Source organism: Citrobacter sp. CK188, assembly GCF_030333525.1.
Lineage (GTDB): Bacteria > Pseudomonadota > Gammaproteobacteria > Enterobacterales > Enterobacteriaceae > Citrobacter_B > Citrobacter_B koseri.
This window is the reverse complement of the sequence record NZ_JAOWFU010000029.1, coordinates 924,794-944,810: the sequence shown is the minus strand read 5'-3', so window position 1 is coordinate 944,810 and position 20,017 is coordinate 924,794. Positions and strand designations below refer to the sequence as shown.

Sequence of the window (20,017 nt, the reverse complement as noted above, 5' to 3'; positions counted from 1 at the left end):
AGGCAGAATCGCGTAAAACTGTCAGCCGCTCTTTTGGCCACGAAAATAGACAATTATGTTTCAGGACAACCCGCTGCTAGCGCAGCTTAAACAGCAACTACATTCCCAGACGCCGCGTGCTGAAGGGGTGGTAAAAGCCACGGAAAAAGGCTTTGGCTTCCTGGAAGTCGATGCACAAAAAAGTTATTTCATCCCGCCGCCGCAGATGAAAAAAGTCATGCACGGCGACCGCATTGTCGCGGTGATCCATACGGAAAAAGAACGCGAGTCCGCCGAGCCAGAAGAACTGATCGAGCCGTTCCTGACCCGCTTCGTGGGCAAAATCCAGGGTAAAAACGATCGTCTGTCCATCGTACCGGATCATCCGTTGCTGAAAGACGCTATCCCATGCCGTGCCGCCCGTGGCGTGGAACACGAATTTAAAGAGGGTGACTGGGCCGTTGCCGAAATGCGCCGTCATCCGCTGAAAGGCGACCGCTCTTTCTACGCCGAGTTAACCCAGTTCATCACCTTCGCCGACGACCACTTCGTACCGTGGTGGGTCACGCTGGCTCGCCATAATCTCGAAAAAGAAGCGCCGAACGGCGCGGCGACAGAAATGCTTGATGAAGGTCTGGTACGCCAGGATCTGACCGCGCTGGATTTTGTCACTATCGACAGCGCCAGCACCGAAGACATGGATGACGCCCTTTATGCGCAAGAGTTGGGCGAAGGTAAGCTGCAACTGACGGTTGCGATTGCTGATCCGACCGCGTGGATTGCGGAAGGCAGCAAGCTGGATAACATCGCAAAAATCCGGGCGTTTACCAACTATCTGCCGGGCTTCAACATCCCGATGTTGCCGCGCGAACTGTCTGACGACCTCTGTTCCCTGCGCGCGCAGGAAGTTCGTCCGGCACTGGCCTGCCGCATGACCATTGCCGCCGACGGCACTATTGAAGATGACATCACCTTCTTTGCGGCCACGATCAAATCGAAAGCCAAACTGGCCTACGACAATGTCTCCGACTGGCTGGAAAATACCGGCAGCTGGCAGCCTGAGAGTGACGCTATCGCCCAACAGATCCGCCTGCTCCAGCGCATTTGCCTGAGCCGTGGCGAATGGCGTCACAACCATGCGCTGGTGTTCAAAGATCGCCCGGACTATCGCTTTATTCTTGGAGAGAAAGGCGAAGTGCTGGATATCGTCGCGGAACCTCGCCGCATTGCGAACCGCATAGTGGAAGAGTCCATGATCGCGGCGAACATTTGCGCCGCCCGCGTGCTGCGCGACAAACTGGGCTTTGGTATTTACAACGTTCATATGGGCTTTGACCCGGCCAACGCCGACGCGCTGGCAGCGTTGTTGAAAACACATGGACTGCACGTTGACGCAGGAGACGTATTAACCCTGGAAGGCTTCTGCAAACTGCGCCGCGAGCTGGATGCCCAACCGTCCGGTTTCCTGGACAGCCGCATTCGTCGCTTCCAGTCATTCGCAGAGATCAGCACCGAACCGGGCCCTCACTTTGGACTGGGTCTGGAAGCGTATGCGACCTGGACCTCTCCGATTCGTAAATACGGCGACATGATTAACCACCGCCTGCTGAAAGCCGTCATCAAAGGCGAAACCATCGCGCGTCCGCAGGAAGAGACAACGCAGCAGATGGCTGAACGCCGCCGCCTGAACCGTATGGCGGAACGTGACGTCGGTGACTGGTTATATGCGCGTTTCCTGAATGATAAAGCCGGTACAGAAACACGCTTTGCGGCGGAAATCGTTGATATCAGCCGCGGCGGGATGCGCGTTCGCCTGGTCGATAATGGCGCAATGGCCTTTATCCCGGCGCCGTTCCTGCATGCCGTACGTGACGAGCTGGTTTGCAGCCAGGAAAGCGGCACCGTGCAGATCAAAGGTGAAACGGTATACAAAGTGACGGATGTGATCGATGTAACGATCGCGGAAGTTCGCATGGAAACCCGTAGCATTATCGCCCGGCCTGTCGCCTGACGTTTTTGATGTAGCGGCCTTTCTTTAACCGGAAAGGCCGTTTTTTTTCTGCCCGCCCCACCCACCGCACGCTACACTTCACTCATCCGTTCAGAATTATTTTTATCCGCTCGCTATGCTTTTTTCTGAATCTGGATTACATATAAATACATAAGTAAAACAATATGTTCAGCCATAATTACCTCGTACGAATCATGGCTAACCTTTCTCCTGAGGCTGTATGCGCTTTAAACGGGATGGTAAGCATCATGAAAGACGTTCTGGAGCCTGTTTCATTGTTTAGCGATTTGGGAACCCATAGCCCTTACTGGCGTTTATCGGATGACTGCGACACCCTGCGTTTATCCGCGACTGAGGCTGCCGACGCTGACCAGACCGTTGCGTTATCTTCCGAGCAGGCTGACCGCATCCGGGAGATGACCGTCATCACGTCAAGCCTGTTACTCACCCTTCCCGGTGAACATAATGCCGTTCCCGTGCAACTTGTCGGGCGAAAAATCAACAAGCGCGAATGGGCAGGAAACGTATCGGTCTGGCATGATGCGCCTTCAGATACGCAGGAGGCCGTTCTGGGACTCTCCTTTGCCGAGCAGGTGGTATCAGAGGCCAACTCAGCGATCGTGATCCTTGATAGCCGCGGGAATATCCAGCGTTTTAACCGTCTTTGCGAAGAATACACCGGGTTAAAAGAGCATGACGTCATTGGGCAAAGCGTCTTCAAGTTATTTATGAGCCGGCGCGAAGCCGCGGCCTCCAGGCGCAACATCAGCGGTTTTTTCCGCAACGGCAACTCTTATGAGATCGAACGCTGGGTAAAGACCCGCAAAGGCCAGCGCCTGTTTCTGTTTCGGAATAAATTTGTCCATAGCGGCAGCGGTAAGAACGAAATCTTTTTAATCTGTTCAGGCACCGACATTACCGAGGAGCGGCGTACGCAGGAGCGTTTACGCGTACTGGCGAATACGGACACAATCACCGGGCTGCCTAACCGGAATGCCATTCATGAGCTGATTAACGATGCCATTGAAAACGCGGGCGACAATCAGGTTGGTATCGTCTATCTGGACCTGGACAACTTCAAAAGGGTGAACGACGCCTACGGGCATATGTTTGGAGACCAGCTGTTACAGGCCGTCTCGCTGGCGATCCTGAGTTGCCTTGAGGAGAATCAACTGCTGGCCCGCCTCGGCGGTGATGAGTTTATCGTTCTCGCCACGCAGACTTCGCAAGGGTCGCTGGAGGCTATGGCATCGCGAATTCTCACACGCTTACGTCAACCCTTTCGCATTGGCCTTATCGAGGTGTATACCGGCTGTTCTATCGGTATCGCCCTTGCGCCGCAGCACGGGCATGACAGTGAAAGCGTGATTCGTAATGCGGATACCGCAATGTACACCGCGAAAGAAGGCGGACGTGGACAGTTTTGCGTGTTCTCTCCCGAGATGAACCAGCGCGTCTTTGAGTATCTTTGGCTGGACACCAATCTGCGCAAAGCGCTGGAAAACGATCAGCTCCTGATCCACTACCAGCCGAAGATGACCTGGCGCGGCGAAGTCCGCAGCCTCGAAGCGCTGGTGCGCTGGCAATCACCGGAACGCGGGTTAATTCCCCCGCTGGAGTTTATCTCCTACGCCGAAGAGTCTGGGCTGATTGTCCCGCTGGGGCGATGGGTGATGATGGATGTTGTACGGCAGGTCGCCAAATGGCGCAGCAAAGGCATCAACCTTCGCGTCGCGGTGAACGTATCCGCCCGCCAGCTCGCGGATCAAACTATTTTTACCGACCTGAAGCAGGTGCTTCATGAACTGAACTTCGAATATTGCCCGATTGATGTCGAACTGACAGAAAGCTGTTTGATTGAAAACGAAGAACTGGCGCTGACCGTCATCCAGCAATTCAGCCAGCTTGGCGCGCAGATACATCTGGACGATTTTGGCACCGGCTACTCGTCGCTTTCTCAGCTTGCCCGCTTCCCCATTGATGCGGTCAAGCTGGATCAGACGTTTGTCAGAGACATTCATAAACGGTCGGTTTCGCAATCGTTAGTACGCGCGATCGTCGCCGTAGCGCAGGCGTTAAATCTACAGGTGATTGCGGAAGGCGTCGAAAGCGCAAAAGAAGATGCATTTTTAACCAAGAATGGCGTCAACGAGCGCCAGGGGTTCCTGTTTGCCAAACCCATGCCCGCCGCCGCTTTTGAACGCTGGTACAAACGTTATCTGAATAAAAAGACGCGCTGAGATGGGCAAAAAACAGGCGTTCAGGACAGGGTAAGAGACATCTGATAACAAACTTATCTGCATGTAATAACAGAATATATAATATTACCCAATGGTTTTGGCGAATCCTGTTTTTCCCCTTCTCTTTTGGCATTATTTTTTGCATCATGAAATTCATACATTTTTGACGTAAGGATGATAACCATGTCTGATATCGACGCCCAACGTGTTGCCGAACGCATTGATACCGTGCTGGATATCCTTGTTGCTGGCGATTACCACTCTGCCATCCACAACCTTGAAATTCTTAAGGCGGAGTTGTTAAGTCAGGTGAAAGAAGATACCGACGCCTCCTCGACGAAACCCCGGGCTCCGTGGGAGATCTAAGTGACGCGAGCTTTTCGTGGCACCTGACTCAGGAAACGCAGCATCCCTTATACTCCCCGGTACTGATACCGTTATAAAAATTAAAATTATGAATTCCCGACAACAATCAATTTTGCAAATGGTCATTGATAAAGGCCAGATGAGCGTGGCTGAGCTGGCGAAAATCACCGGCGTCTCTGAAGTCACGATCCGACAGGATCTTAACACTCTGGAAAAACAGAGCTATCTGCGCCGTGCGCATGGTTTTGCCGTCTCGCTGGACAGCGATGACGTCGAAACGCGCATGATGACCAATTACACGCTCAAACGCGAACTGGCTGAATTTGCCGCGTCACTGGTCAGCCCCGGCGAATCGGTGTTTATTGAAAACGGCAGCAGCAATGCCCTGCTGGCCAGAACGTTAGCGGAACAAAAGGATGTCACCATTATTACGGTGAGTAGCTATATCGCTCACTTGCTCAAAGAGACGCCGTGCGAAGTGATCCTCCTTGGCGGAATCTACCAGAAAAAAAGTGAAAGTATGGTCGGGCCATTGACCCGCCAGTTTATCCAGCAGGTTCACTTCAGTAAGGCCTTCATCGGTATCGATGGCTGGCAGCCGGATACCGGTTTTACCGGACGGGACATGATGCGATCGGATGTGGTTAATGCCGTACTGGAAAAAGGCTCTGAAGCCATTGTTCTGACGGACAGCTCTAAATTCGGCGCAGTACATCCTTATACGCTGGGGCCGTTAACACGTTTTAGCCGCGTTATCACCGATTCCAGAATAAGTGCGGACCATCAAATGCAACTGGAACGCACCGGGCTGACGGTGAACATCATCGAACCTCGTGCCTGAGCGCATTGCAGATGATTTGCCATCCGGCAAATCATCTCTCCCCTCTGAGATTTTTCCGACAATCTAATTAAGACTATTTACCTGTTATTAACAGGGTAAAGTCGTAAAATTTATATTAGCGATATAACAGGAAGTGACTATCACCTGCGTGATTTTAAGCTGTTACCCCTGCGCAACAAGGTTTTGCGGACAGTCTCTTTAATGGCTTTAATGAACATCATTTTAGCTATAATTAAAGAGAACTTACTTCCGTGAATCAATTATTCAGGAGAAAGTATTATGTTTATGACGAGCAAAAAAATGACCGCCGCTGTTCTGGCAATTACCCTGGCGATGTCTCTGAGCGCTTGCTCTAATTGGTCTAAACGTGACCGTAACACTGCGATTGGTGCAGGGGCTGGGGCGTTGGGCGGTGCTATTTTAACTGACGGTAGCACGCTGGGTACGCTAGGCGGGGCTGCGGTAGGTGGTGTTATCGGCCATCAGGTAGGTAAATAATCTACGGTCGACCGGCTCGAAATAATAATACGGTAATTCTTTACAGGTCTTTACTCTAAATATACACAGTGAAATTTAAAGCCACGATAAATAACTATCGTGGCTTTTTTCATTAGCCGCCAGCCAGTTTAACTTTCATTCCTTTGGCTTCCAGTAATGATTTAATCAGATCGCGCTTATCGCCCTGAATTTCAATTATTCCCTCTTTAACCGCCCCACCGCAGCCGCATTTTTTCTTCAGCTCAGCGGCCAGTTTGGTCAGTTCAGCATCATCCATATCAATGCCGGTAACGAGGCACACACCCTTACCTTTCCGCCCGCTGGTCTGGCGCTGAATACGGACGATACCATCCCCCTTTGGGCGTTCAACCGCCGCTTTCGGTTCGTCAATCCGGCCCGTTTCCGTGGAATAGACCAGACGGCTGTCAGAATTGTTCATCAGGCTCCCCGTTTCAGTGATGCATTAATGGCCTTCAGGGTTTGCGCAGGGTCAGCAGACTGCGTAACCGGTCGTCCTATAACCATATAGTCCACGCCCGCCGCCAGCGCCTGTTCCGGCGTCATGATACGGCGCTGATCGCCAGCGTCAGACCCCTGAGGACGGATACCCGGCGTTACCAGTTTAAACTCTGCGCCAAATTCCTGCTTAAAGCGCACCGCTTCCTGCGCCGAGCAGACCACGCCATCCAGCCCGCAATTTTGCGTCAGGCGCGCCAGACGTTCCGCATGCTCAGCCGGTGACAACGTCACGCCAAGATCCGCCAGATCGCTGGCTTCCATGCTGGTCAGTACCGTCACCGCAATCAGCAATGGCGCATCCTTACCCAGCGGCAGTAAGGCTTCGCGCGCTGCGGTCATCATTCGCGCCCCACCCGACGCATGGACGTTAACCATCCATACGCCCAGATCTGCCGCCGCCGCAACGGCATGTGCCGTGGTATTTGGAATATCATGAAATTTCAGGTCAAGAAAGATATCGAAGCCGCGCTGCTGCAAATCACGAACCAACTGCGGGCCGAACAGCGTGAACATCTCTTTGCCGACTTTCAGGCGGCAATCACGCGGGTCGATTCTGTCGACGAAAGCCAGCGCGTTATCACGATTATTATAATCCAGAGCAACAACGACAGGAGAGTCGGTAACAGCGCGGGAAGAAGATGAAGCAGTAAACGTCATGACCAGACCTTCTTGATGATGGGCACCGGGTGCGGCGCGAAATGGGTAAACGGCGTGCATTCTACCTGCGCAAGGGCAAAATGAACAGGCGCGATTGTACCTCTGCGAGGCGATATTGCCCGGATGCCAATGTGAGGAACAGGTAAAAACCAACAGGATGTTGTAACTAAAATACAGTTTTTTTTTAAACTACTGCCCGTCAAGGCCGCGAATAGGTTTAATCGTCGACCACGCCCGGCAGGAAGGACAATGCCAGTACATGGTATAGGCGGTAAACCCGCACTTCTGGCAGCGATAACGCGGCTTGCTGCGCACCTGCTCACCAACCATATCACGCAGCACCATCAGGCTCTCTTTCGCGCGTCCTTCTTCTGCCTCATTGAGGTGATAATCCATCAGCTTATGAAACACCCGCATGGTCGGATGGCGCTGTAACTGGCGAGTGATATAGACCTGCGCAGTGTCGTGCCCTTCCCGCGCTTCCAGAATATCGGCAAGCATCAACTCAGCGGCGGCGCCGGTGTTTTCTTCCACGGCCCGACGTAAGAACTCCGCCCATTCATCATTTTTACCAAGCTGCTGATAGCACGTCTGCAACATTTCCAGCGTTTCACTGACCAGTTCTTTATCCTGGGAGATAACCCGCTGTAAGCTCTCCACCGCTTTGGCGTATTCCCCCTTTGCCATAAACACACGGCCCATCATGATAGAAACACGGGCGCTGTTTTTGTCTGCGGCGGCGCCTTTTTTCAGCAACGTCATGGCGCGATCCATATCATCGCAGCCCATCTGTTGCAGCGCCAGTTCACAATAGAAATGTGCGATCTCAATGCGCTGTTTGTCTTTGCCGAGCTTCACCAGCCGCTCAGCCACATCAATCGCTTTCTGCCAGTCGCTGGTCGCCTGATAAATTTGCAACAGCTGTTGCAACGCCCCTACGCGGAAATCCGTTTCATCCGTGAGCTGGTTGAACATATCTTCCGCCCGGTCATACAACCCGGCCGCCATGTAATCACGCCCCAGTTGCTGCACAGCCAGCAGACGCTGCTCATAAGTCAGCGACGCGCTTTCCATTAAGGTCTGGTGGATGCGAATGGCGCGGTCTACTTCACCGCGAGAGCGAAACAGGTTTCCAAGAGTGAGATGAGCCTCAACGGTGCCGGTATCCTCTTTCAGCATGTCGAGGAACAGATCCACCGCTTTATCCTGTTGGTTACTCAGGAGGAAGTTAACCCCCGCCACATAGTCGCGAGAAAGACGGTTAGCTTCGTCCTGTTTTGTTTGTTGCGCACTTCTGCGACCCATATACCAGCCATAGGCTGCCGCTACAGGTAAAAGCAGAAACAACAACTCCAGCATAAATGATTATTCCTTCACAACCGACGAATCGGCAGATACCGCAACGTCGGTCGCAGGCGAAAGCTGGTTTTCCAGTCGTTTGATTTTACGTTCGGCACGCACCAGGGAGACGCGAACACGCAGCCAGAACAGGCCGCAAATTAGCCAACCAATAGCAAAGCCTGCGGCAAATAAAACGGCAAGCAACGTAGAAATACGGTACTCCCCTTGAGCCAGCAGGTAATTAAACGTTACCTGTTGATCGTTCTGCGCACCCAATGTCACCGAAATAACAAAAATCGCCAACACCAGTAAGAAAATGAGTAAATATTTCACATTACTTCCCGTTATGTGGTTTGAGCGAATAAATCGTGTTCAACTTACCGCATTCAGCCCTTTAAATTACCATTTTCGCGACGCGCGCGAAACGGAAAAGCGTTCTGTCCACTCATGATTTAAGGGCAAATTACGGAAAATCAACCACCGTCAACGTTCTTGCTCCCGCTGCGCTATCTCGCGAGCCTCTTCAACGGGTGGCGTAAGCGGCCCGCAAATGCGCTGAGCAAGCCAGGTCGCCAGCGTCACCAGAAGCCAGGATATCAACGTCGCGACAACTAAATCACGCGGCCAATGCATACCCAACAACAGGCGACTACCCATAACACTTGTCGCCCAGACTAACAAAATCGCAATCGTAAGGGTACGCCTGCGCGGCCATAATAGTCCTACCGCCAACAACGCCCAACTTGCGGCAAACAAGGTATGCCCGGAAGGAAACGCGAATCCGGTCTCTTTTTGCCAGTGTTGACGCAGAAAAGCCGGAATATCCTGCTGCCCTGACAGCTGTTCTTTGACTAAGTGCCCGCGTTCTTTACGTTTTAAAGTGTAGAACTCATCAACGGGAATATGGTGCGTTTTTTCCAGCCAAATAACAAAGGGTCGGGGTTCCTGCACCCGCTCCTTCACCAGCGATTTTACCCCCTGCCCCAGCAGGATCGCACCGGCCAGAATAGCAAAAAGCATCATTGCGGCTTTCAGGCGAAATCTCAGGCACCAAAGAAACCAGGCGCACAGAAGCACATGCGTAATAATTCCCCACGGCTGCGTCACCGTTTCTGTCACCCAGTATAAGGATTTTAACCACCAGACCGAGTGTCCGGGTTGCCAGTTCCAGCCTGAAATCCATACGCTAACCGGCATCACAAGCAACAGAGCAGCACCTACGGTTGTGCGCTTCGCAATCGAAAGCATGACCTCTCCTTTCGTCGATAAGTGCCACAATCATAACTGAAAACCTGGCGTGCCGGAAAATTGACAAATTTGTGCCATTCCAAAAGCGATCGCACGGCAGCGATTAGGTGAAGTCCGCCGCCTTATGGCAAAATAGAAACATACAGAAGCCAATTGGCGATGACACCAGCATTATCTGGAGAAATACATGCAGCTTAAACGAGTGGCAGAAGCCAAACTGCCAACCCCATGGGGCGATTTCCTGATGGTGGGATTTGAAGAACTGGCAACCGGACACGACCACGTCGCGCTGGTTTATGGCGATATCTCTGGTCAAACCCCTGTCCTGGCTCGCGTCCATTCAGAATGTCTGACCGGCGACGCATTGTTTAGTCTGCGCTGCGATTGTGGTTTTCAGTTAGAGGCGGCGCTGACGCATATCGCGGAAGAAGGTCGCGGTATTCTGCTCTACCATCGTCAGGAAGGACGTAATATTGGCCTGCTCAATAAGATTCGCGCCTACGCGTTGCAGGATCAGGGCTACGATACCGTGGAAGCCAACCACCAACTGGGTTTTGCCGCCGATGAGCGTGATTTCACCCTGTGTGCCGATATGTTTAAACTGCTGGGCGTCGATGAAGTCCGTCTGCTGACCAATAACCCGAAGAAAGTCGAAATTCTGACGGAAGCAGGTATCAATATTGTTGAACGCGTACCGCTGATTGTTGGCCGTAACCCAAATAACGAACACTATCTGGATACCAAAGCCGCTAAGATGGGGCATTTATTGGGTAAATAAATTTTTGATTAAAGGCCTGATAAGCACCGCGCCATCAGGCCTTTTTTATGTCTTAATGCAGCATATTACGAATCACATAATGCAGAATGCCGTCATTCTGGTAGTAGGTTAATTCAGTTGCGGTATCGATACGGCACCGGCACGAAATCACCTCTGTGCTGCCATCCACTTTGGTTAACGTCACCGGAATGGCGGCGCCAGGCTTCAGGTTTTGCAAACTGGCAATATCAATTGTCTCCTCACCGGTTAACCCGAGCGTTTTACGCGTAACGCCCTGCGGCAATTCCAGCGGTAGAATCCCCATACCAATCAGGTTTGAACGGTGAATACGTTCAAACGACTCGGCAATCACGACGCGAATACCCAGCAAACGCGGGCCTTTGGCCGCCCAGTCACGGCTGGAACCGGAACCGTACTCTTTACCCGCAATCACCGCCAGCGGCGTTTTCTCCTGCTGATACAGCATCGCTGCATCATAGATGGAGATCACCTCCGTCCCCGGCAAATGTCGGGTCATTCCTCCTTCAACACCGGGAACCATTTCGTTGCGGATACGAATATTCGCGAACGTACCGCGCATCATCACTTCATGGTTTCCACGGCGCGAACCGTAGGAGTTGAAGTCCCGACGCTCAACGCCATGATTCTGCAAATAGCGCCCTGCCGGGCTGTCCGCCTTTATGCTGCCCGCCGGGGAGATGTGGTCAGTGGTGACGGAATCACCCAGCATGGCCAGAATACGGGCGCCATGAATATCCTCCACCGGATCGGGTTGAACCTGCATTTCGTCAAAGAACGGCGACAAGCGGATATAGGTGGAGTCATCCTGCCAGCCATAGGTGTCTGAGCGATCAACATTGATCGCTTTCCATTCCGGCGTCCCTTCAAAAACCTCTGCATACTCTTTGTGGAACATTTCTGACGACACCAGCTCAACGGCGCGGGCGATCTCCTGCGCGGAAGGCCAGATATCCTTCAGATAAACCGGGTCGCCTTTGCGATCGTGGCCCAGCGGCTCTTTCGCCAGGTTAACATTCATATTGCCCGCCAGCGCATAGGCAACAACCAGCGGAGGCGACGCCAGCCAGTTGGTTTTCACCAGCGGATGGATTCGGCCTTCAAAGTTACGGTTGCCGGAAAGTACCGCGCCCACCGTCAAGTCGCCTTTTTTGATTGCCGTTTCGATAGGCTCCGGCAGTGGGCCGGAGTTACCAATACAGGTGGTGCACCCATACCCCACCAGATTAAAGCCAAGTTCATCAAGATAAGGCGTGAGTTTCGCCTGCGCCAGGTAATCCGAGACCACTTTCGATCCCGGCGCCAGCGAGGCTTTCACCCACGGCTGCCGTTTCAGTCCCAGCGTTACCGCTTTTTTCGCCAGCAAACCGGCGGCCATCAGCACGCTGGGGTTTGAAGTATTGGTACAGGAGGTGATAGCTGCAATCACGACAGCGCCGTCCGGGAGCTGGTATTGATGGCCGTTCATAACATAATCGATTGGCTGCCGGTCTTTTTGCGCGGTGTTCAGTTCCAGCTCCGTGCTCGCGGCGAAGGCTTTCGGCACATCTGCCAGCGCAACCCGATCCTGCGGGCGCTTCGGCCCGGCAAGGCTCGCCTCGACATCCCCCATATCCAGTTCCAGCGAACTGGTGAAAACAGGTTCATCGCCAGGGTTTCGCCACATCCCCTGCGCTTTGGCATAGGTTTCGACCAGCTCAACCTGCTCCTCGCTACGGCCGCTTAAACGCATATATTCGAGGGTGATGCCGTCAATCGGGAAGAAGCCGCAGGTCGCGCCATATTCCGGCGACATGTTTGCTATCGTCGCGCGATCGGCCAATGGCAAGGAGTCCAGACCGTCGCCGTAGAATTCAACGAATTTACCAACGACGCCGTGTTTACGCAGCATCTGAGTCACGGTCAGCACCAGGTCGGTCGCGGTGATACCTTCACGCAGCTTACCGGTCAACTTGAAGCCAACAACATCGGGAATGAGCATTGAGACCGGCTGGCCCAGCATCGCGGCTTCCGCTTCAATCCCCCCGACGCCCCATCCCAGCACGCCAAGGCCGTTGATCATCGTAGTGTGGGAGTCGGTACCGACCAGCGTGTCCGGGTATGCGACCCACTCTCCCGCCTGCAATTCGCTCCAGACGGCCTTACCAAGGTATTCCAAGTTCACCTGGTGGCAGATCCCGGTTCCTGGCGGCACCACGCTGAAGCGACTAAAAGCCTGTTGCCCCCATTTCAGGAACACATAGCGCTCGTGGTTGCGTTCCATTTCCAGACGCACGTTCTCTTCGAAAGCGTCATCATCGCCAAAGCGATCGACCGTTACCGAGTGGTCAATAACAAGGTCTACCGGGGATAGCGGATTCACTTTCGCAGTATCCCCGCCGAGGCGTTTGACCGCTTCGCGCATGGCGGCCAGATCCACCACCGCCGGGACGCCGGTAAAATCCTGCATTAATACACGGGCGGGTCGATAGGCAATTTCGCGGTCAGCATGGGCTTTTTTCAGCCACCCGGCTAACGCCTGAATATCTTCTTCGGTAACAGAGTCACCGTCCTGCCAGCGCAGCAGGTTTTCAAGCAGAACTTTTAGCGACTTGGGCAAGCGGGTAATATCGCCCAGTTTTTTGGCAGCCAGGGGCAGACTGTAGTAATGATAGGTTTTGTCTTTGGCCTGCAACGTGTCCTTACTGGCTTCTCGTAGGGTTGACGACATAGCTCCTCCTTAATAACAGGGTTGGATACCCTGACTCTCCTCAGGGTTAGTATTAAAGATAACACAAACAGAATGTAACGTTTTGATAACAACCCGAATTGATAAAAGAGGAGAAACCTTACGGACGGGAATCGGCATGCGCAGGCCCGATGACGTTGCGCCATCGGGCATTTACCGGCATACGATCAGAAAGAGACAATCCAGATAAGTTGAGCCCAGAACAAGAGCGATACTGAGAACGCCCCAATCCATGACCAATATTTAAGATTCACAGTTTGCATAGGCTACACCGACATTTGTTTAATACTTTATGCTGAGATTTACTCAGCGCTTATTGCTGTGGTGTATAAGAAAATACAGTACGGGATGTTAATGACCTGTACTGGAAATGATGATTAAAAAAATCGCCAATTATTGTTTCTGTTGCTCATCTTCAGCGAATGAATCAATAAATGCCTGTTGCTGTTGTGTGAGTTTCCAGGATTCTGGAATATTCGTCACACATTCGCTCCGCGCTTCCTTCACGCTATCACGAGGCTGACGTGCTGGCGTTGAGGGTTGCTGATGTTCCTGCGAAACCATGACTTACCCCCACACTTGCCAGATAACCAGCGCAATCACAACCCAGAACAGCGCAGAGCCGAGGAATACCGCCAGCCATGCTTTGCGTTTAAGCTCGGGGTCCCTGCGGGGTTCCTGGTTTCCAGAAGGCATTGCTAACCTCATACAATCGGCATCACTTATCATTTCAGCACCAAACAATCGGTACAATTAATCATCAGATGAGACAAATCCTAAAGAAACTTTAGTCAAAAATCCAGTGAATTTACGAATCGTTTCCCATGAATAAATCAATCTTTTGACCGGAAATAAATATTTGAAAGGCGGAATTTGCGAGGCGGGTAATTCGAAACTACTTTACTGGCGCTTTTCCATGAATACGATACAGGTAATATGATCGCAGAAAAAACGAAAACCATAATCCATAAATTTAGTGGTTATTCAGGTATCTCCTCATGTCTGGAGATACCTGAAAACTCACGCGCGTGATTACTTTTCCGGTAATTTAATATCGTTAAACATGGCTTCAATTTCTTCGTTAGAACGCAAGGCCACGGCGGTATCCACAACATCGCGCGTCAGATGCGGCGCAAAGCGTTGAATAAAGTCGTACATATAGCTGCGTAAAAACGTGCTGCGGCGAAAACCAATTTTCGTGGTGCTATGGCTGAAAATATCATGCGCATCGACACGCACCAGGTCCGGGTCGGAAATCGGATCGACGGCCATGCTTGCAATCACCCCAACCCCCAGGCCAAGTCGGACGTATGTTTTTATCACGTCCGCATCGGTTGCCGTAAAGACAATACGCGGCGTCAGCCCGGCGCGATTAAACGCGGTATCCAGCTCGGAGCGCCCGGTAAAGCCAAAGGTGTAGGTCACCAGCGGATACTGTGCCAGTTCCTCAATCGTCACCGATGATTTAGCGGCCAGCGGGTGCTCTGGCGTGACGACGATAGAGCGATTCCAGTGGTAGCATGGCAGCATCACCAGATCGTCATACAGGTGCAGCGCTTCGGTAGCGATAGCGAAGTCGGCATTCCCTTTCGAAACCGCTTCCGCGATTTGCGTGGGCGACCCCTGATGCATATGCAATGAAACGCGAGGATAGCGCTCAATAAAGCCCTTGATCACATTTGGCAGCGCGTAGCGCGCCTGAGTGTGCGTGGTGGCAATATACAGAGAACCTTTATCCGGCCAGGTGTGTTCGCCCGCCACGGACTTGATGGCATCGACTTTGGACAACACTTCGCGCGCAATGCGAATAATTTCCTGCCCGGCTGGCGTCACTTGCGTCAGGTGTTTACCGCTGCGCGCGAAAATCTGGATGCCAAGTTCATCTTCCAGCATACGAACTTGCTTACTGATGCCCGGCTGGGAGGTGTAAAGCCCTTCGGCGGTGGAAGAGACATTAAGGTTGTGATTAACCACCTCAACAATGTAGCGAAGCTGCTGTAATTTCATGTTAAACCATCCAGATTAGCGCCGTCATGTCATCGTTTGATAAGCAGCACGTCACGCGCTGCTAATACGATTTAATAATAAAAAAGCCGTTAACTATAACCACTATATCATTTATATCAGAGCTGTATAGATGCGAAGAAAAAATAATAAGCCCGGAATAAAAAAGGGCCGCTTGCGCGACCCTCTTAAGTGAAATTCAGCCAGGTGACTGTTATTTCTTACCTTCTACCCACTTGCCATCAACGAAGAATGCGGACCATCCCGTCGCTTTCCCGTCTTTTTCAGCGGCAACATACTGCTGTTTCGTCTTACGGCTAAAACGCACCAGCGTCTTATTGCCTTCCGGGTCCTGCTGCGGCGCATCGGCCAGATAACGCAGTTTTTCCGGCAGACGGTCGCGGAAGCGGTACAACTCTTCCACTAACGGCGCACGCGTTTCACGCGATTTCGGGAAGGTATTCGCCGCGAGGAAGATCCCTGCGGCGCCGTCACGCAGCACGAAATACGCGTCCGATTTCTCGCACGGCAGTTCCGGCAACGGTACCGGATCTTCTTTCGGCGGCGCGACTTCACCGTTACGCAGAATCTTACGGGTATTTTTACATTCGTCGTTGGTACAGGCCATGTACTTACCAAAACGCCCCATTTTCAGGTGCATTTCAGAGCCACATTTTTCGCACTCAACGATCGGGCCGTCATAACCTTTAATACGGAACTCGCCCTCTTCGATTTCGTAACCGTCGCAGGTCGGGTTATTACCGCAGACATGCAGCTTGCGTTTCGGATCGATCAGGTAGCTGTCCATTGCGGTGCCGCACTTCTGGCAACGACGTTTTGCACGCAAAGCGTTGGTTTCCGCATCATCGCCTTCCAGTACGTTCAGCACTTCATTTTCCGGCACCAGGTTGATGGTGGTTTTGCAGCGCTCTTTCGGCGGTAGCGCATAGCCGGAACATCCCAGGAACACGCCGGTGCTGGCGGTGCGAATCCCCATTTTGCGCCCGCATGTCGGGCAGTCAATGCTGGTCAGCACCATCTGGTTAGGACGCATGCCGCCCTCTTCAGGATCTTTCTCCGCTTTATCAAGCTGCTGAGTAAAATCGCTGAAGAAGTTATCAAGCACGTTTTTCCACTCGGCTTCGTGGCTGGCCACCTTGTCGAGGCTGTCTTCCATCTGGGCGGTGAAATCGTAGTTCATCAGCTCGCGGAAGTTTTCTTCCAGTCTATCGGTGACAATCTCACCCATTTTTTCAGCATAGAAGCGACGGTTTTCCACGCGGACATAACCGCGATCCTGAATGGTCGAGATGATCGACGCATAGGTGGATGGACGACCAATACCGCGTTTTTCCAGCTCTTTAACCAGCGATGCTTCACTGAAGCGCGCCGGTGGTTTGGTGAAGTGCTGCGCCGGGGTCAGTTCAACCAGCGTCAACACATCGCCTTTATTCACCGCAGGCAACGTCCGGTCTTCATCGCCTTTACGCAGCGCAGGCATGACTTTCGTCCAGCCGTCGAAACGCAGAATGCGGCCACGCGCTTTCAGGCGGAAATCACCCGCACCGACCGTCAGCGTGGTGGAATCGTACTGGGCTGGCGTCATCTGACAGGCGACAAACTGACGCCAGATCAGCTGATACAGTTTCTGCGCGTCCGCTTCCATATCCTTCAGCGCTTCGGCCATCACCGCGACATCAGAAGGACGGATCGCTTCGTGCGCTTCCTGTGAATTTTCTTTGCTGGCGTACTGGTTCGGGTTCTCCGGCAGGTATTTCTTGCCGAAGCTATCGCTGATATAACCGCGAACCATGTTTACCGCATCCTGGCTCAGGTTGGTGGAGTCAGTACGCATGTAGGTGATGTAGCCCGCTTCGTACAAGCGCTGCGCCATCATCATGGTTTTTTTCACGCCAAAGCCCAGACGCGTGCTCGCCGCCTGTTGCAGCGTCGACGTGATAAACGGCGCGCCAGGCTTGCTGCTGGTCGGTTTATCTTCACGCTCCAGTACGCTGTAACGCGCTTTTTCCAGTAGGCTGACCGCCGCCAGCGTTTGCTCGCGGTTAACCGGACGGAACGGTTTATCATTCTGGTGCGTAACGTCAAGCGGCAAGGCATCGCCAGAAGGCGTTGTTGTGCTGGCGTTCACTTCCCAGAACTCTTCCGGTACGAACGCTTTGATGTCACGTTCGCGCTCAACAACCAGACGCACGGCAACGGACTGTACGCGGCCTGCCGACAGGCCTCGCGCAATTTTTTTCCACAGCAATGGCGACACCATATAGCCCACAACGCGGTCCATAAAGCGGCGCGCCTGCTGCGCGTTAACACGGTCGATATTCAGTTCGCCTGGCTTATCAAACGCCTGGCGAATCGCGTTTTTGGTTATTTCGTTAAACACCACGCGGCTATAGCGCGTGTCATCACCCCCGATTACTTCCCGCAGGTGCCAGGCAATGGCTTCCCCTTCGCGGTCAAGGTCGGTTGCGAGATAGATGTGGTCGGCTTTTTCAGCCAATTGTTTCAGTTCAGAGACGACCTTCTCTTTACCGGGCAGCACTTCATAATGCGCATCCCAGTTATGCCAAGGGTCAACCCCCATTCGGTTGACGAGAGCGCCACGTTCATCCTTTTTGGGCTTTTTAGCCGTTTTGGTGGAGGTAGAGTCGGCGCTCTTTTTAGCTGCTGAGCCACTGGTCGGCAAATCACGGATATGACCGACGCTGGACTTAACCACGTAATCATTACCCAGATACTTGTTGATCGTTTTGGCTTTTGCCGGGGACTCAACGATGACAAGAGCTTTACCCATATTCACCTTTACCTAAATTGATTCTTCCTGGAATGCGTCGCACGTTGATTCACCTTCCACTGGCGACGAGACACCGATATGGTCTCTGTGTCGGCGGATATCAACCCCTTGTACTGACTCAGTGCGCGAAACGTGATCCTCAGGTGACTGAGTTAACAGGCTTTTTAGCACACAAGCGCTATAGCACGACGGAATTTTGGTCGAATGTCAAGCAAATCTGTTGCCAGATTGACGAAAGCGTCACACTGTACCTGATAAAATTCGTTACGCAACTTTATTAGCATGCAAAAACAAATCTCGCCAGTAACAGCACCTTTACAAGACCTTCGTGTTTATCAGGGAATATTTGCCCATAAGCAGCGCCCGGCGTAGACTAATGTCCTTGTTTAAGGAGTAAATAATGCATAAAGACACCCAACCTATCGATCGTGAAACACTGCTGATTGAAGCCAACAAAATCATTCGTGAGCATGAGGACACGCTGGCGGGGATTGTCGCCACCGGTGTGACGCAGCGAAACGGCGTGCTGGTCTTCAGCGGCGATTACTTTTTAGACGAGCAAGGTTTACCGACGCCCAAAAGCACCGCCGTGTTTAATATGTTTAAACATCTGGCGCATGTGCTTTCTGAGAAGTATCACCTGATCGATTAACGCTGGAAAGGTTTTGCCGGATGGCGGCTGCGCCTTATCCGGCCCACAAAACAGTCCGCAGGCCCGGTAAGCATTAGCGCCACCGGGCTGTTTGCCGGATGGCGGCTGCGCCTTATCCGGCCTACAAAACAGTCCGTAGGCCCGGTAAGCGTTAGCGCCACCGGGCAATGACAATTTTACATCAGCGGTTTTTGTCCGCGCTGCCACCAGCGTAGCAACAAACGATCGGCGCTTTCTGCGGCGCTACCCGTAAACCGATCCATCAATTTCTTACGCTGCATAAAGCGAACGTTGAACACCTCATAACCGTCCATCAAGCGGAGAATGACGTCATCACTGGTGTTGATTTCGTCCACCAGACCTTTCTCCAGCGCCTGTTGGCCATACCAGTGCTCGCCTGTGGCCACCTGTTCGATATCCAGCACAGGGCGCATCTGCTGCACAAAATGCTTAAACAGGTGATGGGTTTCATTCAGATCTTCACGGAATTTCTGACGCCCTTCCTCCGTGTTTTCGCCAAGCAGCGTTAGCGTGCGCTTATACTGGCCCGCCGTGTGCAGCTCAATATCGATATCCTTCCCTTTCAAAAAGCGATTAAAGTTAGGGATTTGCGCCACAACGCCAATAGAGCCGACAATCGCAAACGGCGCCGAAACAATTTTGTCGGCCACACAGGCCATCATGTAACCGCCGCTGGCGGCGACTTTGTCCACCGTTACCGTCAACGGGATCTGCTTATCGCGCAGACGCTGCAATTGCGAAGCCGCCAGGCCATAGCCATGCACAACGCCGCCGGGGCTTTCCAGACGCACGACCACCTGATCCTGCGGTTTAAACGCTGCTAACACCGCCGTCACCTCCTCACGCAGCGCGCTGACTTCGTGGGCATCCATACTACCTTTAAAATCCAGCACCCAGGCACGAGGTTTCTCCGTCGCGGCATTTTCCCCCTGCTTTGCTTTCGCTTTCGCCGCTTTTGCCTCCAGCTTCAACTTCTTTTTCTGCGCCTTATGCCAGAGTTTTTGTTGATGACCGTCCATCAGCGCCGTCGCCAGCTCGTCCTTCATCTCTTTATATTGTTCGCTGAGATTCGTTACCCGCAGCTCCCCACGCTGGCGTTTACGCTGGGCAGCATTCACGATCAGCATCACAATGACGGCGATTGCCACCACGACAGTGACGATTTTTGCCAAAAACAACCCATATTCAGACAACAATTCCACGAGTCCCACCTTGGTTAAACAACGCTATTTTGGCTCAGTGTACAACAGGCGTGTTAGCCCGTCTCGTTTGATCCTGCGTTGCGGTTACTGGGTGAAAAGTAT

General features: G+C 52.6%; 19 protein-coding genes. 7 read left to right on the top strand and 12 right to left on the bottom strand.

Annotation, left to right across the window (positions count from 1 at the left end; translation table 11 throughout):
- The first annotated feature begins 55 nt into the window (after positions 1-55).
- The 5 genes from OGV67_RS09940 to osmB all read left to right on the top strand — a co-directional run bounded on the left by OGV67_RS09940 (position 56) and on the right by osmB (position 5,935).
- Positions 56-1,990 carry an exoribonuclease II gene (locus OGV67_RS09940; RefSeq protein WP_060816072.1) on the top strand — a complete coding sequence of 645 codons (1,935 nt, stop codon included), beginning with the start codon at positions 56-58 and terminating at the stop codon, positions 1,988-1,990.
- A gap of 248 nt (positions 1,991-2,238) precedes the next feature.
- Positions 2,239-4,230: a cyclic di-GMP phosphodiesterase gene (gene pdeR, locus OGV67_RS09935; protein ID WP_115614757.1), complete on the top strand. Its 1,992-nt coding sequence runs from the start codon at positions 2,239-2,241 to the stop codon at positions 4,228-4,230.
- 183 nt (positions 4,231-4,413) lie between these two features.
- Positions 4,414-4,596, top strand: coding sequence for a YciZ family protein (locus OGV67_RS09930; protein WP_024130304.1), 183 nt, complete (start codon positions 4,414-4,416; stop codon positions 4,594-4,596).
- A gap of 88 nt (positions 4,597-4,684) precedes the next feature.
- On the top strand, positions 4,685-5,437 hold the full coding sequence (gene yciT, locus OGV67_RS09925; protein ID WP_024130303.1) for a DNA-binding transcriptional regulator YciT: 753 nt from the start codon (positions 4,685-4,687) through the stop codon (positions 5,435-5,437).
- A gap of 279 nt (positions 5,438-5,716) precedes the next feature.
- Positions 5,717-5,935, top strand: coding sequence for an osmotically-inducible lipoprotein OsmB (gene osmB / locus OGV67_RS09920; RefSeq protein WP_012132246.1), 219 nt, complete (start codon positions 5,717-5,719; stop codon positions 5,933-5,935).
- 112 nt (positions 5,936-6,047) lie between these two features.
- Here osmB and yciH read toward each other — a convergent pair whose 3' ends face one another.
- From yciH to pgpB, 5 genes are all read right to left on the bottom strand, one after another.
- On the bottom strand, positions 6,048-6,374 hold the full coding sequence (yciH, locus tag OGV67_RS09915) for a stress response translation initiation inhibitor YciH (protein ID WP_012132245.1): 327 nt from the start codon (positions 6,372-6,374) through the stop codon (positions 6,048-6,050).
- The gene (gene pyrF / locus OGV67_RS09910) at positions 6,374-7,111 is read right to left on the bottom strand and encodes an orotidine-5'-phosphate decarboxylase (protein ID WP_110494909.1); all 738 of its coding nucleotides are present in this window, start codon (positions 7,109-7,111) and stop codon (positions 6,374-6,376) included. The genes yciH and pyrF overlap by 1 nt, the downstream gene beginning before the upstream one ends.
- Positions 7,112-7,300: 189 nt before the next feature.
- Complete coding sequence (lapB, locus tag OGV67_RS09905) at positions 7,301-8,470, bottom strand: lipopolysaccharide assembly protein LapB (protein WP_012132243.1); 1,170 nt, start codon at positions 8,468-8,470, stop codon at positions 7,301-7,303.
- A gap of 6 nt (positions 8,471-8,476) precedes the next feature.
- Complete coding sequence (gene lapA / locus OGV67_RS09900) at positions 8,477-8,785, bottom strand: lipopolysaccharide assembly protein LapA (RefSeq protein WP_047463550.1); 309 nt, start codon at positions 8,783-8,785, stop codon at positions 8,477-8,479.
- Positions 8,786-8,935: 150 nt separating this feature from the next.
- On the bottom strand, positions 8,936-9,700 hold the full coding sequence (gene pgpB, locus OGV67_RS09895) for a phosphatidylglycerophosphatase B (protein WP_012132240.1): 765 nt from the start codon (positions 9,698-9,700) through the stop codon (positions 8,936-8,938).
- A 187-nt stretch (positions 9,701-9,887) separates the two neighbouring features.
- On the opposite strand from pgpB, the gene ribA reads away from it, so the two are divergent.
- Positions 9,888-10,478, top strand: coding sequence for a GTP cyclohydrolase II (gene ribA, locus OGV67_RS09890; RefSeq protein WP_012132238.1), 591 nt, complete (start codon positions 9,888-9,890; stop codon positions 10,476-10,478).
- A 52-nt stretch (positions 10,479-10,530) separates the two neighbouring features.
- On the opposite strand, the gene acnA is transcribed toward ribA, so the two are convergent.
- From acnA to topA, 6 genes are all read right to left on the bottom strand, one after another.
- Complete coding sequence (acnA, locus tag OGV67_RS09885; protein ID WP_114847858.1) at positions 10,531-13,206, bottom strand: aconitate hydratase AcnA; 2,676 nt, start codon at positions 13,204-13,206, stop codon at positions 10,531-10,533.
- A 185-nt stretch (positions 13,207-13,391) separates the two neighbouring features.
- Positions 13,392-13,487, bottom strand: coding sequence for a small membrane protein YmiC (gene ymiC, locus OGV67_RS09880; protein WP_223849120.1), 96 nt, complete (start codon positions 13,485-13,487; stop codon positions 13,392-13,394).
- Positions 13,488-13,617: 130 nt separating this feature from the next.
- Positions 13,618-13,788 carry a YciX family protein gene (locus OGV67_RS09875; RefSeq protein ID WP_096753854.1) on the bottom strand — a complete coding sequence of 57 codons (171 nt, stop codon included), beginning with the start codon at positions 13,786-13,788 and terminating at the stop codon, positions 13,618-13,620.
- A 3-nt stretch (positions 13,789-13,791) separates the two neighbouring features.
- Positions 13,792-13,953 carry a YmiA family putative membrane protein gene (locus OGV67_RS09870; RefSeq protein ID WP_012132233.1) on the bottom strand — a complete coding sequence of 54 codons (162 nt, stop codon included), beginning with the start codon at positions 13,951-13,953 and terminating at the stop codon, positions 13,792-13,794.
- Positions 13,954-14,256: 303 nt separating this feature from the next.
- Complete coding sequence (gene cysB / locus OGV67_RS09865) at positions 14,257-15,231, bottom strand: HTH-type transcriptional regulator CysB (protein WP_012132231.1); 975 nt, start codon at positions 15,229-15,231, stop codon at positions 14,257-14,259.
- Positions 15,232-15,442: 211 nt separating this feature from the next.
- On the bottom strand, positions 15,443-18,040 hold the full coding sequence (gene topA, locus OGV67_RS09860; protein ID WP_114847857.1) for a type I DNA topoisomerase: 2,598 nt from the start codon (positions 18,038-18,040) through the stop codon (positions 15,443-15,445).
- Between the two features lie 400 nt (positions 18,041-18,440).
- Between topA and OGV67_RS09855 the strand changes: the two genes are divergently transcribed.
- Positions 18,441-18,692, top strand: a complete 252-nt coding sequence (locus tag OGV67_RS09855) for a YciN family protein (RefSeq protein ID WP_003020616.1) — start codon at positions 18,441-18,443, stop codon at positions 18,690-18,692.
- A 176-nt stretch (positions 18,693-18,868) separates the two neighbouring features.
- Here OGV67_RS09855 and sohB read toward each other — a convergent pair whose 3' ends face one another.
- Positions 18,869-19,915: a protease SohB gene (sohB, locus tag OGV67_RS09850; RefSeq protein WP_286465460.1), complete on the bottom strand. Its 1,047-nt coding sequence runs from the start codon at positions 19,913-19,915 to the stop codon at positions 18,869-18,871.
- Positions 19,916-20,017: the final 102 nt, after the last annotated feature.

Bases quoted from the DNA above. Each gene is read 5' to 3' on its own strand.
- OGV67_RS09940 (WP_060816072.1), top strand. From the start codon at position 56: ATGTTTCAGGACAACCCGCTGCTAGCGCAGCTTAAACAGCAACTACAT.
- pdeR (WP_115614757.1), top strand. From the start codon at position 2,239: ATGAAAGACGTTCTGGAGCCTGTTTCATTGTTTAGCGATTTGGGAACC.
- OGV67_RS09930 (WP_024130304.1), top strand. From the start codon at position 4,414: ATGTCTGATATCGACGCCCAACGTGTTGCCGAACGCATTGATACCGTG.
- yciT (WP_024130303.1), top strand. From the start codon at position 4,685: ATGAATTCCCGACAACAATCAATTTTGCAAATGGTCATTGATAAAGGC.
- osmB (WP_012132246.1), top strand. From the start codon at position 5,717: ATGTTTATGACGAGCAAAAAAATGACCGCCGCTGTTCTGGCAATTACC.
- yciH (WP_012132245.1), bottom strand. From the start codon at position 6,374: ATGAACAATTCTGACAGCCGTCTGGTCTATTCCACGGAAACGGGCCGG.
- pyrF (WP_110494909.1), bottom strand. From the start codon at position 7,111: ATGACGTTTACTGCTTCATCTTCTTCCCGCGCTGTTACCGACTCTCCT.
- lapB (WP_012132243.1), bottom strand. From the start codon at position 8,470: ATGCTGGAGTTGTTGTTTCTGCTTTTACCTGTAGCGGCAGCCTATGGC.
- pgpB (WP_012132240.1), bottom strand. From the start codon at position 9,700: ATGCTTTCGATTGCGAAGCGCACAACCGTAGGTGCTGCTCTGTTGCTT.
- ribA (WP_012132238.1), top strand. From the start codon at position 9,888: ATGCAGCTTAAACGAGTGGCAGAAGCCAAACTGCCAACCCCATGGGGC.
- acnA (WP_114847858.1), bottom strand. From the start codon at position 13,206: ATGTCGTCAACCCTACGAGAAGCCAGTAAGGACACGTTGCAGGCCAAA.
- ymiC (WP_223849120.1), bottom strand. From the start codon at position 13,487: ATGCAAACTGTGAATCTTAAATATTGGTCATGGATTGGGGCGTTCTCA.
- OGV67_RS09875 (WP_096753854.1), bottom strand. From the start codon at position 13,788: ATGGTTTCGCAGGAACATCAGCAACCCTCAACGCCAGCACGTCAGCCT.
- OGV67_RS09870 (WP_012132233.1), bottom strand. From the start codon at position 13,953: ATGATAAGTGATGCCGATTGTATGAGGTTAGCAATGCCTTCTGGAAAC.
- cysB (WP_012132231.1), bottom strand. From the start codon at position 15,231: ATGAAATTACAGCAGCTTCGCTACATTGTTGAGGTGGTTAATCACAAC.
- topA (WP_114847857.1), bottom strand. From the start codon at position 18,040: ATGGGTAAAGCTCTTGTCATCGTTGAGTCCCCGGCAAAAGCCAAAACG.
- OGV67_RS09855 (WP_003020616.1), top strand. From the start codon at position 18,441: ATGCATAAAGACACCCAACCTATCGATCGTGAAACACTGCTGATTGAA.